The following is a 14,379-nucleotide window of genomic DNA, read 5'->3' on the forward strand; positions in this document are numbered from 1 at the left end:
ACCCTCACGGCCAGGCCCAGGCCGCCCACCCGGATCACCAAACACAACCCGCGCCGCCGTATGCCACGTCGGAAAAACCACCAAAACGGACACAACGACCACGACCACAACGAAACAACCACCTTAAACAACAAGCTTAGCGCTTGGCTGGGTTTGTTCTCTCCCCCGGAGGGTGGCTGGGTTTGTTTTCTCCCAGGGGTGGCTGGGTGCGAGGGGGCAGGCGTCCGAGTTGGGGTGTGGGGCGGGTCACGGTCTGGTGTGGACGGTGTGGGGGGTGGGGGAGTGTGGGCGGGGTGGGTGTACAGTTGGACGTGCAACGCGGGGTGGAGCAGCTCGGTAGCTCGCTGGGCTCATAACCCAGAGGTCGCAGGTTCGAATCCTGTCCCCGCTACCACTGGAGAGAGGCCCGGCCGGTTTTTCCGGCCGGGCCTTTTTTCGTGGTTTCGTCCTTGTGGCGGATCGGCGTTGGGCCGGATGGGGGAGTTTGAGTGGCCATTGTGGACGGAGCTCTATGGCCACTGTGGACAGATCGCCCGAAAAGTGGGAACGTGTGAGTGTGTCTGAACTGAATGCGACAGCAGCGGCATTGCTTGGTCTGCTCCAGGACGGTCCGGCGACCGGTGGGCAACTCGTCGCCGCGGCTGAAGAACGATTCGGGGCCTTCTTCAGCGTCACGCGCAGCCAGGTCTACCGGGAACTGCCCGCCCTGGCCAAGGAGGGCCTGGTCCGGCTCGGCAAGCAGGGCCCGCGATCCAGCCAGCAGTACGCGATCGCCGCGGCGGGCAAGAAGGCGTTCAAGAACTGGCTCACCAGCGAATCCGGTCCGGACCATCTGCGCAGCCCGCTGATCCTGCGGCTCGTGCACGCCGGCTCGCTCACCGCGAAGCAACGCACGGCGCTGATCGACTCGGCCAGGGCTGCCTACGGCCTGGAACTCGACGAGGCGAAGGCTGCGGTCAAGGCCGCCGAGGACCCGTACACGAAGGCGGTCGCCGAGTTCGGGCAGGCACACGCCCGGGCCGCGCTGAAACTGGTGGACGCCATCCCCCAGGCCTGATCCCCTGGTCCGGGGCTTGCCCTCGGACGGCACTGCCCTGACGGGCGCTTGGACACGGTGCCGTAACCTTGATGGTTGTGAGTGCTGAGTTCGAAGCGGACCTGAAGGACCTTGCCGGCAAGTTGACGCAGGTCGAGGCCGTCATGGATCTGGACGGCCTGCGCGCCCAGGTCGCCGACCTGGAACGGCAGGCCTCCCAGCCCAACCTCTGGGACGACCCGGAGGCGGCGCAGAAGGTCACCAGTCAGCTCTCGCACCGGCAAGCCGAACTGCGCCGGGTCACCGACCTGCGCCAACGCCTCGACGACCTTGGCGTGCTCTACGAACTCGCCGAAGCCGAAGGCGACGCGGGCAGCCAAGCCGAAGCCGAGTCCGAGCTCGCCCAGCTGGGCAAGGACATCGACGCACTGGAAGTCCGCACGCTCCTTTCCGGCGAGTACGACGACCGCAACGCCGTGGTCACCATCCGGTCCGAGGCGGGCGGCGTCGACGCGGCCGACTGGGCCGAGATGCTGCTGCGTATGTACCTGCGCTGGGCGGAGCGGCACGGATACCCCACCGACGTCTACGACATCTCCTATGCCGAAGAGGCGGGGATCAAGTCGGCGACCTTCAAGGTGAGCGCGCCCTACGTGTACGGGACGCTGTCGGTCGAGCAGGGCACGCACCGGCTGGTGCGGATCTCGCCCTTCGACAACCAGAGCCGGCGGCAGACGTCGTTCGCGCACGTCGAGGTGCTGCCCGAGGTCGAAGAGGTCGACCACGTCGACATCCCGGAAAAGGACATCCGGGTCGACGTGTACCGCTCGTCGGGTCCCGGTGGGCAGAGTGTGAACACCACCGACTCCGCGGTCCGTATCACCCACCTGCCGACCGGTATCGTGGTCTCCTGCCAGAACGAGAAGTCGCAGCTGCAGAACAAGGCGGCGGCGATGAAGGTGTTGCAGGCCAAGCTCCTCCAGCGGAAGAAGGAAGAGGAGCGCGCCGAACTGGACGCGCTCAAGGACGGCGGGTCGAGCTGGGGCAACCAGATGCGCTCCTACGTGCTGCACCCGTACCAGATGGTGAAGGACTTGCGGACCGAACACGAGGTCGGCAACCCGACAGCCGTGCTCGACGGCGAGATCGACGGTTTCCTCGAAGCCGGAATCCGCTGGCGCAAGCAGAACGTTTGAACCGGTTTTGGGCACTTTCCGTGGTGAATCAGTGAGGGTAATGCCGCGCCGATCACCCCGTTGGCCTATGCCTACCCGGGCTTAACGCTCGCATTGAGTAGGATGGCCCATCGTGATCCGGCTCGATGATGTCTCCAAGGTCTACAAGACGTCGACGCGTCCCGCGCTCGAGGGCGTGTCGGTCGACGTGGACAAGGGTGAGTTCGTCTTCCTGATCGGGCCCTCCGGGTCCGGCAAGTCGACGTTCCTCCGGCTGCTTCTCCGAGAGGAAGTGCCCACCAGAGGCCGGGTCTACGTGTCCAGTTTCGACGTCGCCAAGATGGCCCGCCGCAGGGTTCCCCGCCTGCGGCAGACCATCGGCTGCGTGTTCCAGGACTTCCGGCTGCTGGGCAACAAGACCGTCGCGGAGAACGTCGCCTTCGCGCTGGAAGTGATCGGCAAGCCCAAGCACATCATCCGCAAGGTGGTGCCCGAGGTGCTCGAACTGGTGGGCCTGGAGGGCAAGGCCGACCGGATGCCGAACGAGCTCTCCGGTGGGGAGCAGCAGCGGGTCGCGATCGCCCGTGCGTTCGTCAACCGGCCGCTGGTCCTGCTGGCCGACGAGCCGACCGGGAACCTGGACCCGGACACCAGCCAGGACATCATGCTGCTGCTCGAGCGGATCAACCGCACCGGAACCACGGTGCTGATGGCCACGCACGACCATTCCATCGTGGACTCCATGCGCAGACGGGTGGTCGAGCTGCAGCTTGGCCGGGTAATCCGCGACGACGCTCGTGGCGTCTACGGCGTGGGCCGGTAGCTCCTCCCGGGCACCGTCCACGCAAAGTCCCCGATCCCAAAGGTAAGTACTCCCCGATGCGCGCAAGTTTCGTGTTCAGCGAGGTTTTCACCGGCCTGCGCCGAAATGTCACGATGACCATCGCGATGATCATCACCACCGCAGTGTCCCTCGGCATGCTCGGTGGTGGCCTGTTGATCGTGCGGACCATCGACAAGATGAGTGCGGCCTACCGCGCCGACGTCGAGGTACTGGTCCTGCTCACCCGTGATGTCAGCAGCAACGACAAGGACTGTTCGCAGGACATCTGCCGCGACCTGCGGCAGGATCTGCAGAACAACCCGGCCGTCCAGTCCGTGGTGTTCGAAAACCGCGAGCAGGCCTACGAGCGGTTCAAGAAGATCTTCCAGGACAACCCGATCCTGCTCCAGGCCGCGCGCCCGGAAGCGCTGCCCGCGTCCCTGCAGGTCAAGCTGTACGACCCGGCTCGCAGCGCGATCATCAACCAGGAGTACGGCAAGCGCGCCGGGGTCGACCGGATCGACGACCAGCAGCAGTACCTCACTCAGTTCTTCGGGGCGTTGGGCACCGTGCGGGACGTCACCTTCGCGATCGCACTGATCCAGGCGCTGGCCGCGTTGCTGCTGATCTCGAACACCGTCCAGATCTCGGCATTCACCCGGCGTACCGAGGTCGGCATCATGCGGCTGGTCGGCGCGACCCGGTGGTACACGCAGTTGCCGTTCCTGCTCGAGGCCGTGATGACGGGCATCGTCGGCTGGGTGTGCGCGGTGGGCGGGACGATCGCGCTCAAGTACGTCTTCGTCGACAAGCTCCTGTCGACGGCGGGCGGCTTCATTCCGCGCCTCGAGCTGCTCGACATCATCGTCACCGCGCCGTGGCTGCTCCTCGCATCGCTCGTCATCTCCGCGATCACCGGGTACGTCACGCTGCGCATGTACGTCCGTCACTGAGATAGCCTTGACGTATGCCAAAGGAACGGGGCCAGAAGGTGATCGTGTCGAATCGCAAGGCGCGGCACGACTACTCCATCCTGGACACCTACGAGGCCGGTCTCGTCCTGGTGGGCACCGAGGTGAAGAGCCTGCGCGCGGGCCGGGCTTCGCTGGCCGACGCGTTCGCCACCGTCGATGACGGCGAGGTCTGGCTGCGCAACCTGCACATCCCCGAGTACGAGCACGGCACCTGGACCAACCACGAGGCGCGCCGGCATCGAAAGTTGCTGCTGCACCGTGGCGAGATCGAGAAGTTGATCGGGAAAACGAAGGAGAGCGGGCTGAGTCTGGTCCCGCTGTCCCTGTATTTCAAGGACGGCAAGGTCAAGGTCGAACTCGCGCTGGCCAAGGGGAAGAAGGCCTACGACAAGCGGCAGGACCTGGCGAAACGGGACGCGCAGCGCGAGATGAGCCGGGCTATGGGGCGGGCGCTGAAGGGCCGTCGTTGACGCCGGGGCCCGCGGACGACGCCGGGATCGCGCCGTGGGTCCGGGGGCTGGGCCTGGACGGCCTGGTCGACATGCACCTGCATTTCCTGCCTGAACGGATGCTGGTCAAGGTGTGGGCGTACTTCGACCGCGTCCATGAGCGGACCGGGACCCGGTGGCCGGTGTGGTACCGGAAGCCGGAGAGCGAGCGCCTCGCGCTGCTGGAGTCCTTCGGTGTGCGGCGGTTCGCCCCGCTGGCATATCCGCACAAGCCGGGGATGGCCGAGTGGCTCAACGGCTGGACGCTCGAGTTCGCCGGGCGGGTCCCGGCCGCGGTACCGACCGCGACGTTGTTCCCCGAGCCGTCCGCGACGTCCTATGTGGATGATGCGTTGCGAGCGGGCGCCCGGTGTTTCAAGGCGCATGTGCAGGTCGGTGGCTACGATCCGCGAGACGGGCTGCTCGATCACGCCTGGGGCCTGATCGAGGACGCGGGCGTGCCGGTGGTCGTCCACGCCGGACACGGCCCCGAGCGCGGCGTGTACACCGGCCTGGACATCTTCGCCGAGGTCCTGTCCCGGCATCCGCGGCTGGTCACGGTGCTGGCCCACGCCGGTACGCCCGAGTACGAAGTGGCGCTGGATCTGGTGGACCGCTTTCCCCGCTTGTACCTCGACACCACGATGGTCGGGGTGCCGTTCACCGAGAAGCTGATGCCGTTGCCGCCCGGCTGGGTCGACCGGCTGGCCGCCATCCCCGACCGGATCGTGCTGGGCACCGACTTCCCGAACATCCCCTACCCCTACGCCACCCAGTTACGGGCGATCGCCGGCTGGGCCGCCGACGATCGCCTCGGCACCGGGTTCCTGCGCGCTGTGCTGCACGACACCCCGGCCAAACTGCTCAACCTCTGACCCTGGTCGCCGTGACCTTCCCGCCCGCCAGCAGCACGCTTACCAGGATCAGCGCGGCCCAGGGCAGCGGTCCGGCGAGCGGTTCCGGCGACGCGGTGAAGCCGCGGGCGGCCAGGCCCAGCGTGCCCACGGAGCCGAGAACGGCCGCTACGGCCAGTTGCGGCAGGGGAGCGGGATCGCCCGTCACCGGCCGGGGTATTTCGAACCGGCCGAACACGCGAAGCAGGCCCACCAGCACCACGCCCGCCGCCGCCAGCCACAGCGGCGCCGCGGCCAGCCAGCGCAACGTGCCCGGCTCCGGAGTGGCGTAGCCGAAACCGAAGACCGAGACCCCGGCGACGACGACCAGCGCGGGCATGTGCCAGAGGTAGACGCTCATGAAGCGTGGTCCGATCCAGTGCAGTGCGCCGGCGACCGTGGGACGGGCGGCGAGTTCGGCGAGCCTGGCCCGCAGCGCGAGCATGAGCCCGATCTGCCCGACGGCCAGGCTCACCAGGACCGCGGTGGGCGGGCTCATGTTCGATACCGGCGCGCCCGGCATGCCGATCATGCTTGCCGGGTAAGGACCGAAGGCCACGAGCAGTGCGGTGACGCCGAATCCGGCCGTGGCCACGCCGAGCGCGTGGCGTGGGCGGAGGGCGCCGAGTTTTCCTTCCGCGTAAAGGAAACCGAACTGGTGGACGGCCAGCCAGACGAAAACGGCGTTCAAGTACCCGAGCAGGCCGAACCCGTTGAACCGGGCGAGGTCCACTAGCAGCGCGAGACCGGTGAGTACTGCTGGGACGGCAAGCCCCCATCGACGATGTGCGGTCGCCATGAACGGTGTCGCCAGAACGGTGAGCAGGTAGACACCAAGGAACCACAGAAGCTGTCCGGCGATCGCGCCCGCGACGTGGACCGGCTGCTCCGGCACGCCGAATTCGCGCAGGAGACGCGGTACCGCCAGCCACACGGCGATCAGCGGAAGCGTGGGCAGCAACAGGCGGCTTACGCGTCCGGCCAGCCAGTCGCGAGCACATGTCGCGCGACGCAGGGACATCAGGTTCGCCGCGCCGCCGGCGAAGAAGACCAGGGGCATGACCTGCGACAGCCAGGTCAACGCCCACCATCCGGGGGTGACCAGTGCGTTCCCGGTGGCGATGCGGCCATCGGAGTAGGACAGCACCGGCATCAGCCAGTGCTGCCCGATCACCGCGAGGATCGCACCGGCGCGGATGACGTCGAGGAAGATGTCGCGGCGGGCCGTCGGAGGCGCTGTTGAGGACATGGCCCAAGCCTGGCCGCGTGGATCTTCGGAAACAGCGGTGCGGGCTACCGTCTTCGCAGCGGGTTTGACTTACCTCCGAGGTGGGGCCAGCCCTACTCGAGGAGTTCGTCGACCTCCTGCGTCCGCATTTCGCACATGCGGTATTCCCAGCCGGTTTCGTCGCTGTAGCCGAGCAGGTAGTGCGTTTCGATCTTGGGGCCCTCGTGCAGGTGGACGTGGCGAACCACGGTGCCGCACACGGGATCGTCGAGGACCTGGACCCGGCCGTCCAGGGGGCCGCCGAAGAAGCGGACGCTGACCTCGGTCAATGGTGCCCCTTCCTGGCGCGTTCAATAGCGACGGCGCCCATGTTATGTGAGCCTGGGCGCCGTCGCCGCCGTCTGACGGGTGAGAAAACTCAAGGCAGGAGAACGTGCAACTGCGATTGCTCGGTCAGGCCGCGGGCATGTTCGCGGTCACCAATGTCGACGATCTCGTGGTCCTGGCGCTGTTCTTCGGTCAGGCCGCCGCTCGCCGTGGTGGTCCGGCCCGCGTGGTCGCCGGCCAGTATCTCGGGTTCGGCGCGATCCTGGCCGCCTCCGTCGCGGGCGCGCTCGGCGCCGGGTTTCTCCCACCCGCCGTGGTCCCCTACCTCGGGCTGCTGCCGCTGCTGCTCGGACTCCGTGCCGCCTGGCGGACCTGGCGAGGTGGCGCGGACGACGAGCGGGAAGCAACCGTCGAACACCCAGGCGTGCTGACCGTGGCCGCCGTGACCTTCGCCAACGGCGGCGACAACATCGGGGTCTACGTGCCGGTCTTCGCCACCGCCGGGGCCGGCACGCTGATCATGTTCGTCGTCGTGTTCCTTGTCCTGGCCGCGGTCTGGTGCCTCGTCGGCCGCTTCCTCGCGACGCGTCCGTCGATCGCCAGCGCGCTGGCCCGCTGGGGCCACGTTCTGCTTCCCCTGGTCCTGGTCGGAATCGGGTTGGCGATTCTCCTTCGGCTCGGCTGAGCTTTGTGCGCTCAGGCGCGGCCCAGGTAGGTGAGGACGGCGCGGACACGGCGGTGTTCCTCGGCGCTGGCTTCGAGGCCGAGTTTGGCGAAGATGTTGCCGATGTGCTTCTCGACCGCGCCGTGCGAGACCACCAGGGAACCCGCGATGGCGGTGTTCGACAGGCCCTGGGCCATCAGACCCAGCACCTCGGACTCGCGGGCGGTCAGCGCGTCGAGCGGGTTCTTGCGGCCGCGGGCCATCAACTGCGCGATGACCTCGGGGTCGATGGCCGTGCCACCGCGGGCCACCCGGCGAACGGAGTCGAGGAACTCCGCGACGTCGGCCACCCGCTCCTTGAGCAGGTACCCCACCCCACCGGCGCCACCCGACAGCAGTTCGACCGCGTAGCTCTCCTCGACATACTGCGAGAGCACCAGTACCGGCAGCCCGGGAACGGCCTTGCGCGCGTCGAGCGCCGCCCGCAGGCCCTCGTCGGTGAAGGTCGGCGGCATGCGCACGTCCACGATGGCGAGGTCGGGGCGATGCTCGGTGACCGCTTCGACCAACGCGTCACCGTTGTCCACGGCGGAGACGGTCTCGATCCCTTCGTCGGCGAGCAGCCGCTGCACACCGGCGCGCAACAGAACAGCGTCCTCGGCGATCACGACACGCATGAGTCCTCCCCAGCCATTGCGTGTCACCTTATAGCGTGATCACCATTTGCACGGGAGATCGGCACGGATGACGGTCGGACCGCCGGCCGGACTGACCACGGTGATCACGCCGTCGATGGTGGCGGCCCGGTCGGCGAGCCCGCCGAGCCCCCCGCCGGCCCGCAGCTCGGCTCCGCCCCGGCCGTTGTCGGTGATCTCGACGATCACCTTCTCCTCGGCTCGCCACACCTTGACCTCGGCCTGTGTGGCGCCGGAATGCTTGGCGACGTTGGTCAGGGTCTCACCGACGATGAAGTACGCGGTCGTCTCCACCGCGGCGGGCGGCCGTGGCTCGATGTCCACCCGAACATCGACCGGGACCGGGCATTTGGCCGCCTGCGCGGAGAGGGCGGCGTCCAGACCACGGTCGCCCAGCACCGCGGGGTAGATGCCACGGGCCAGATCGCGGAGCTCCGACACGGCCAGCTTGGCGTCGGCATGCGCCTCGTCGATGAGCTCGCGGGCCGCGACGGGATCGTGACCGAGCTTGTTCTTGGCGCGACCCAAACTCATCGCCACCGCCACGAGCCGTTGCTGCGCCCCGTCGTGCAGGTCGCGTTCGATCCGCCGGCGTTCTGCTTCCGCCGCGTCCACCCCGCGGGCACGTGAGGCCTGCAGGTACTGTGCCTTCGTCGCGAGCCGCTCCGCCCGGTCCGGTCCGAGCAGCGCGAGCGCGAGCGAGCCGTGCATCCAGCCGATCCACGGTGCGACCCAGATCGCGATCGGCAGCAGTACGACCGACGTGATGCCGATCGCGAACTCGACGACGCTCAGCGGGAAAACCAGCATCAGGTATCCAAGGTCCCGCCAGGTGGTGGGGTCCACCAGGTGGTACCGCCACCGCCGCAACAGGCCACCCTCGACAGGGCCGCGCTCGGCCGAGGGCAACGGTGTGCCCAGCATCTTCCGAGCCCAGCGCCGTTCCAGGTCGCCGAAGCTGCGGACCATGCTCGTGGTGACCATCAGGATCGGGATGCCGACCCAGATGACGGTCGTGGCGATCCCGACCACGGTGCCGACGACGATCAGCACGAACTCCACCAGGCTCAACGCGAATCCGGCGATCATGAAGGCGACGGCTTTCGCGGCCTTCGGGCGAGGCTGCGCCCCCGGTGCCTGCTCGCCGGCCATGCCCGACATCATGCCACCATGCCGGGGAACTCCGGCTCGGAAACGGGACCTTCGGCGAGCCTGCGGGCGCGCGGGCCGGGCCCCAGCACGAGCCGGGCGAACCGGGCGTGCAGCCCACCAAGCACGCGAGTCAGCGCGACGGCGACGGCGACGAACAGCACACCCAGTGCCGCCCACGGAAGCGCGTCGAGCGTGGAGTCGACGACGAACCAGCGGACGTCCTTCGAGGGAAAGTAGTAGGCCCCGCCGGGCACATACCGGACGGAGATGGGCAGGGTCACCAGACCGAGCGCCACCGACCAGGACGTCACGAGCAAGATGAACTCGGTGATCCCCAGTGGCAGCAGGAGCAGGAAGTAGGTGAAGTCGCGGTAGGTGGCCGCGTCGGTCAGCTGTGCCTTCCAGCGGGCCTTCTGCCCGCTCTCCGGCAGCGGACGGTACGGCGTCGCGACGTAGGCGCCGAGCAGCGAGTGGACCCTTTCGCGCTCGGCCCTGGCCGCGCCCCGGAGGCCCAGGAACAGCAGTGCCAGCACCGGGACGCCGACCCAGACGATCACGGTTCCCAGGCCGAGTAAGACCAGCGTGACCAGTGCCGTGAACGAGGCGATCCCCAGCGGCAGGTTCATCATCAGGTACAACAGCGATCCGCCCACCGGGGGCTGTGGATTCCGGCCGTCACGTTCGAAGTATGCCGAGGTCATGTTTGGTTCCTCCCGTTGTGCTGAGATCAGCATCCCGTCACGGCGTCCCTCGGACCATGCGGTCCGCGGGCCTCGGGAAGGTGGGGCCAGCCCCACCCCCAGCGGGCAGGGGGAACAAACGCGGTTGCCGGGGGCGTTATCATTGAGGTAACGAACCACCAGCAAGGGGGTGAACGGTTTCGACTCTGGACGTTGAGTCAAGGGAAGCGTGCCGGTGCAGGCGAGAGACCACCGTAAGCGTCATCGCAAACGAATAAGCGCCAACTCCAAGGTGAGTCAGGCGGACGTTGCCCTCGCTGCCTGAGCGAGCGTAACTCCTGTCGGTCCGGGAGCGCCTCCGTCCCGGGTTCCGGCATCAGCTAGGAGGCTCACTGTCCGAACCCGGCCGCGGGGTTCGGACGGGACATCCACAGCGGCTGGGCCCGTCACACCGGCCTCGTTCACGTGACCGGTGGGGCCGAGTAGAGACGTAGTGAACTGCGCACGGAGAAGCCTTGGTAAGGCGCCAGAGGACCCGGGTTCAATTCCCGGCACCTCCACCATCGCTGCCCTACTTGAACCGTGGTCCGCAAGGACCACGCCGAGAAGGTCCGCGTCGGAAGCAAGATCGAAAGCGGCTCCATCCTCGATGAGGATGGAGCCGCTTTCGGCGTTTGCGCTGGTCAGGACGGTGCCTGTGCCCGTCGTTCCGGCCTGCACCAAGCCCTTGATGCCGTCAGCGAGGTCGTGTCCGGCGACGTCCTCGGCGTCGATGTGGAGCTTGGAGAAGATGACCTTCGTCATAGCCCGCTTTACCGCGTCGCCGCCTCGGCGGGAGAAGGCCTGAGGGTCCGCCAGGAGCGCGAGGGCGGCCGAGAAGAACTGCTGCCCCTCGTCCAGCTTGCTCGCCGTGTCGGTGAGCTGAGCCTGGATCTCAGCACGCTCACGTTCGATGTCGGCGAGCTTCTTCTTGATCTTCGCTCTGGGCCACTCGGGGTCGTCAAGCAGGTCGAGCAAGCCGTCTTCCTTGGTCTCCAGCTCGTCCAGCCGGGCGTTCATACGCTTCTTGAGGCTGCTGAGATGGCCCTGCTCCAAGAGGAGGGCGTCATCGAGCTGACGGCGTACCGCAGCCTGAAAGCTATCTCGGAGTCGCACCGTGCCCAGGTGGGCGTCCACTGCCGCTTCGATCTTGGCGACGGCGAGGTACGGCAGGTCGCACAGGTGCTTCTGACGGCCTCGGCGTTTTGCGTCTCGGTTCCTTTTTGTGGGGGCGGCCCCCACGCCCCGCCCGGCCCGGACCCCCATCGGTTGGTACCGGGTGTCGTTGTCGGGTCCAGGTGGCGCGGCGGAACGTGTCGCTTGAAGTCCATTGTGGACTGTCGTGGGTGTGATCACGATAGGTCAACAGTGATTCGGACCAATCCGGCAGGTTTGGGCCAACTGGACTACGCCACAAGCACCTGCCATGCTGGTTCGGTCACACGACGGGTTTCGCCGCCGTGGGCGCAACGCCGGAAGAAGGTGCCAGATGGCCCAGGTAAGCCGTGCAAGTGCCGCCCCTGAGCGAGGTTGGCTCGCGGAAGTCCGTGCCGAGGAGAGAGTGCTCCGGAACGATCAGGAGCGCAAAGCAGCGCGAACCGTCGCCGGACATTCGGCCGACGCGACCGAATGTGCACAACTGCTCGAGATGCTCGGCCTGAACCCCGTGCAAACCCGGGAAACCTGAATCAGCGCGGCTTTCCACCGATCCGGACGGTCAGCTCCACGGCGGTCTGCCGCACCGCCTTGGCCAGCTCGGGCCAGGTCGCCCCGCATACCACCCGCTCAGTCGGGCAGTGGTGCCGCAGGGTGACCGCGACGGCCGCCATGGGCCGCTCTCCGTGGTCGAAGACCGGGTAGGCGACCGAGGCGAAGCCGGCGGTAACGTGCCCGTCCTCCACCGCCCAGCCGCGCCGCCGCTCGTCCGCCAGCGTCCGCCGCAGCTCGGCCAGTCCACGCGGACCACGGTCCGTGCGGCGGACGAACACGGCTGCGTTCGGGAAGAGCGCCCGGACCTGAGCGGCCGGCAGGTAGGCGAGCATCGCGCGCCCTGACGCGGTCAGATGTGCGGGCAGCCGCACGCCGACGTCGGTGACGAGGGTTTCCGGCTGTGCCGGCCGCTCCTTGACCAGGTACATCAGCTCGTTGCCGTGCAGCACGCCGAGTTGCGCGGTGTGGCCGACCTGGTCGGCGAGGCGGCGTAGCAGCGGCGCGGCCAGCCGTTCCAGCGGATCGTGCAGGAGATAGGCCGAGCCGAGTTCGAAGGCCGCGATGCCGAGTCCGTAGCGCCGCTCGGCGGGGAGGTGCACGACGAAACCAGCGGTGGTCAGCTCGGCCAGCAGGTGGTAGGTCGTGGACCGGGGCAGCCCCAGCTCCCGCGCGACCGTGGCCGCCGAAACCGGTCCGGCGTGCCCGGCCAGCACCCGCAGCACCGCCAGCCCGCGGCGCAGCGCGGGCACATCGCTGCTACCGCCCATCTGTCTGGCATACCAGACACAACCCGTTCGCCGCCGCTTATCCCACGTCACGTGGGGGAGGTCCAATAGGCGCATGCGAACACATGAGGGCGGCTTGAGTGAGAATGGCGAAGCTCGGCTCAGGCGGCCCGACCGGGTGCGGGTGTCCCGCAAAACACTGCGGTTGGATTCGGGGCCGCTCAGCCGGGACCAGGTGGTGGCGGTCGCCCGCGACGCGGTTCCGGTGGAGCTGACCGAAGCCGTCGTCAAGAACCTCGCCGCCACCCGCCAGCACATCGAGGCCCTGGCGGAGGCGACCCGGCCGACCTATGGCGTGTCCACCGGGTTCGGCGCCCTTGCGATCCGGCACATTCCTCATCACCGGCGGGGCGCGTTGCAACGGTCCCTGATCCGCTCGCATGCGGCGGGCGCGGGGCCGGTCGTCGAACCCGAGGTCGTCCGGGCACTGATGCTGCTGCGCCTGCGCACGCTGACCAGCGGGCACACCGGAATCCGGCCCGGCACCGTCCAGGCGCTGGCCAAGGTGCTCAACGCGGGCATCGTGCCGGTGGTGCACGAGTACGGCTCGCTCGGCTGCTCCGGTGACCTCGCTCCGCTGGCGGCGGTCGCGCTGGCGCTGACGGGTGAGGGCGAGGTGCTCGACGCCGGCGGGCAGCGGAAGCCCGCCGCGGCCGCGCTGGCGGAGGCAGGCATCGAGCCAATCGTGCTGGCGGAGAAGGAAGGGCTCTCCCTTACCAACGGCACCGACGGCATGCTCGGGATGCTCGTGCTGGCGCTGGCCGATCTCAACCGGCTCCTCGACACCGCGGACCTGACCGCCGCGATGAGCGTCGAGGCGCTGCTCGGCACGGATCGCGCGTTTTCCGCCGAGCTGCAGGCGCTGCGGCCGCACCCCGGTCAGGCGGTTTCGGCACGGAGAATGTTCGCCGCGCTCCAGGATTCCGAGATCGTCGCGAGCCATCGCGGGCCGGAGGACATCCGCGTGCAGGACGCGTATTCGCTGCGCTGCGCACCCCAGGTGCACGGGGCGGCCCGGGACACCGTCAGCCACGCCGAACTGGTCGCGGACCGCGAGCTGGCTTCGGCCATCGACAACCCGGTGGTGCTGCCGGACGGCCGTGTCGAGTCCAACGGCAACTTCCACGGCGCGCCGATCGCCTACGTGCTGGACTTCCTCGCGATTCCGGTCGCCGATGTCGCGTCCATCGCCGAGCGGCGCACGGACCGGATGCTCGACGTCGCCCGCTCGCACGGGCTGCCGCCGTTCCTGGCCGACGATCCCGGCGTCGACTCCGGGCACATGATCGCGCAGTACACCCAGGCCGCGATCGTCGCCGACCTCAAGCGGCTGGCCGCGCCCGCGTCGGTCGATTCCATTCCCAGCAGCGCGATGCAGGAGGACCACGTGTCCATGGGCTGGTCGTCGGCCCGCAAGCTGCGGCGCGCGGTCGACGGCCTGACCACGGTGCTGGCGATCGAACTGCTCACCGCGGCCAGGGCACTCGACTTCCGCGCGCCGCTTCGTCCCGGCCCGGTCACCGCGGCGATCCGGGATCTGGTGCGCACCCGCGTCCCCGGACCGGGGCCCGACCGGCACCTGGCGCCGGAGATCGCGGCCGTCGAAGACCTTGTCCGTTCCGGTGAAATCCTGGAGGACACATGATCGACGATCATGGAGCCCTGATCAGGTGGGCCGACCGGGCGGGGGTGTCCCGCAGGACACGGGAG

Annotated in this window: 15 protein-coding genes, 1 tRNA gene and 1 other RNA gene; 11 read left to right on the forward strand and 6 right to left on the reverse strand. The window is 68.2% G+C overall.

Annotated elements, in window-relative coordinates; translation table 11 throughout:
- Window positions 1–317 precede the first annotated feature (317 nt).
- From VJT49_RS17280 to VJT49_RS17310, 7 genes are all read left to right on the forward strand, one after another.
- A tRNA-Met gene (locus tag VJT49_RS17280) sits at window positions 318–394 on the forward strand.
- A gap of 162 nt (window positions 395–556) precedes the next feature.
- The gene (locus tag VJT49_RS17285) at window positions 557–1,057 is read left to right on the forward strand and encodes a PadR family transcriptional regulator (protein ID WP_324165861.1); all 501 of its coding nucleotides are present in this window, start codon (window positions 557–559) and stop codon (window positions 1,055–1,057) included.
- 77 nt (window positions 1,058–1,134) lie between these two features.
- Window positions 1,135–2,232, forward strand: coding sequence for a peptide chain release factor 2 (gene prfB / locus VJT49_RS17290; RefSeq protein ID WP_324165862.1), 1,098 nt, complete (start codon window positions 1,135–1,137; stop codon window positions 2,230–2,232).
- Between the two features lie 112 nt (window positions 2,233–2,344).
- On the forward strand, window positions 2,345–3,034 hold the full coding sequence (gene ftsE / locus VJT49_RS17295; RefSeq protein WP_324165863.1) for a cell division ATP-binding protein FtsE: 690 nt from the start codon (window positions 2,345–2,347) through the stop codon (window positions 3,032–3,034).
- Window positions 3,035–3,090: 56 nt separating this feature from the next.
- Window positions 3,091–3,987 carry a permease-like cell division protein FtsX gene (gene ftsX / locus VJT49_RS17300; protein WP_324165864.1) on the forward strand — a complete coding sequence of 299 codons (897 nt, stop codon included), beginning with the start codon at window positions 3,091–3,093 and terminating at the stop codon, window positions 3,985–3,987.
- A 14-nt stretch (window positions 3,988–4,001) separates the two neighbouring features.
- Complete coding sequence (gene smpB / locus VJT49_RS17305) at window positions 4,002–4,478, forward strand: SsrA-binding protein SmpB (RefSeq protein WP_324165865.1); 477 nt, start codon at window positions 4,002–4,004, stop codon at window positions 4,476–4,478.
- On the forward strand, window positions 4,475–5,371 hold the full coding sequence (locus VJT49_RS17310) for an amidohydrolase family protein (protein WP_324165866.1): 897 nt from the start codon (window positions 4,475–4,477) through the stop codon (window positions 5,369–5,371). The genes smpB and VJT49_RS17310 overlap by 4 nt, the downstream gene beginning before the upstream one ends.
- On the opposite strand, the gene VJT49_RS17315 is transcribed toward VJT49_RS17310, so the two are convergent.
- Window positions 5,361–6,638: an acyltransferase gene (locus VJT49_RS17315; protein WP_324165867.1), complete on the reverse strand. Its 1,278-nt coding sequence runs from the start codon at window positions 6,636–6,638 to the stop codon at window positions 5,361–5,363. The genes VJT49_RS17310 and VJT49_RS17315 overlap by 11 nt on opposite strands.
- 92 nt (window positions 6,639–6,730) lie before the next feature.
- Window positions 6,731–6,946, reverse strand: a complete 216-nt coding sequence (locus VJT49_RS17320) for a hypothetical protein (protein WP_324165868.1) — start codon at window positions 6,944–6,946, stop codon at window positions 6,731–6,733.
- Window positions 6,947–7,050: 104 nt separating this feature from the next.
- On the opposite strand from VJT49_RS17320, the gene VJT49_RS17325 reads away from it, so the two are divergent.
- On the forward strand, window positions 7,051–7,629 hold the full coding sequence (locus VJT49_RS17325; protein ID WP_324165869.1) for a cadmium resistance transporter: 579 nt from the start codon (window positions 7,051–7,053) through the stop codon (window positions 7,627–7,629).
- An 11-nt stretch (window positions 7,630–7,640) separates the two neighbouring features.
- Here the strand turns inward: VJT49_RS17325 and VJT49_RS17330 are convergent, their stop codons facing one another.
- From VJT49_RS17330 to VJT49_RS17340, 3 genes are read right to left on the reverse strand one after another with little or no spacing between them, the layout of a single operon-like run.
- Entirely contained in the window at window positions 7,641–8,285 is a 645-nt protein-coding gene (locus VJT49_RS17330) for a response regulator transcription factor (protein WP_324165870.1), read from the reverse strand.
- 39 nt (window positions 8,286–8,324) lie between these two features.
- On the reverse strand, window positions 8,325–9,464 hold the full coding sequence (locus VJT49_RS17335; protein WP_414636001.1) for a sensor histidine kinase: 1,140 nt from the start codon (window positions 9,462–9,464) through the stop codon (window positions 8,325–8,327).
- Window positions 9,464–10,156: a sensor domain-containing protein gene (locus tag VJT49_RS17340; RefSeq protein WP_324165872.1), complete on the reverse strand. Its 693-nt coding sequence runs from the start codon at window positions 10,154–10,156 to the stop codon at window positions 9,464–9,466. The genes VJT49_RS17335 and VJT49_RS17340 overlap by 1 nt, the downstream gene beginning before the upstream one ends.
- 165 nt (window positions 10,157–10,321) lie before the next feature.
- Here VJT49_RS17340 and ssrA point away from each other — a divergent pair.
- Window positions 10,322–10,698: a transfer-messenger RNA gene (gene ssrA, locus VJT49_RS17345) on the forward strand.
- Between the two features lie 19 nt (window positions 10,699–10,717).
- Window positions 10,718–11,698, forward strand: coding sequence for a hypothetical protein (locus VJT49_RS17350; RefSeq protein ID WP_324165873.1), 981 nt, complete (start codon window positions 10,718–10,720; stop codon window positions 11,696–11,698).
- Between the two features lie 164 nt (window positions 11,699–11,862).
- Here the strand turns inward: VJT49_RS17350 and VJT49_RS17355 are convergent, their stop codons facing one another.
- Window positions 11,863–12,651, reverse strand: coding sequence for an IclR family transcriptional regulator (locus tag VJT49_RS17355; RefSeq protein WP_324165874.1), 789 nt, complete (start codon window positions 12,649–12,651; stop codon window positions 11,863–11,865).
- Between the two features lie 142 nt (window positions 12,652–12,793).
- Between VJT49_RS17355 and hutH the strand changes: the two genes are divergently transcribed.
- On the forward strand, window positions 12,794–14,314 hold the full coding sequence (hutH, locus tag VJT49_RS17360) for a histidine ammonia-lyase (protein ID WP_324165896.1): 1,521 nt from the start codon (window positions 12,794–12,796) through the stop codon (window positions 14,312–14,314).
- The last annotated feature ends 65 nt before the right edge of the window (window positions 14,315–14,379 follow it).

The sequence above is a fragment of the Amycolatopsis sp. genome (assembly GCF_035276945.1).
Taxonomy (GTDB): Bacteria; Actinomycetota; Actinomycetes; order Mycobacteriales; family Pseudonocardiaceae; genus Amycolatopsis_E.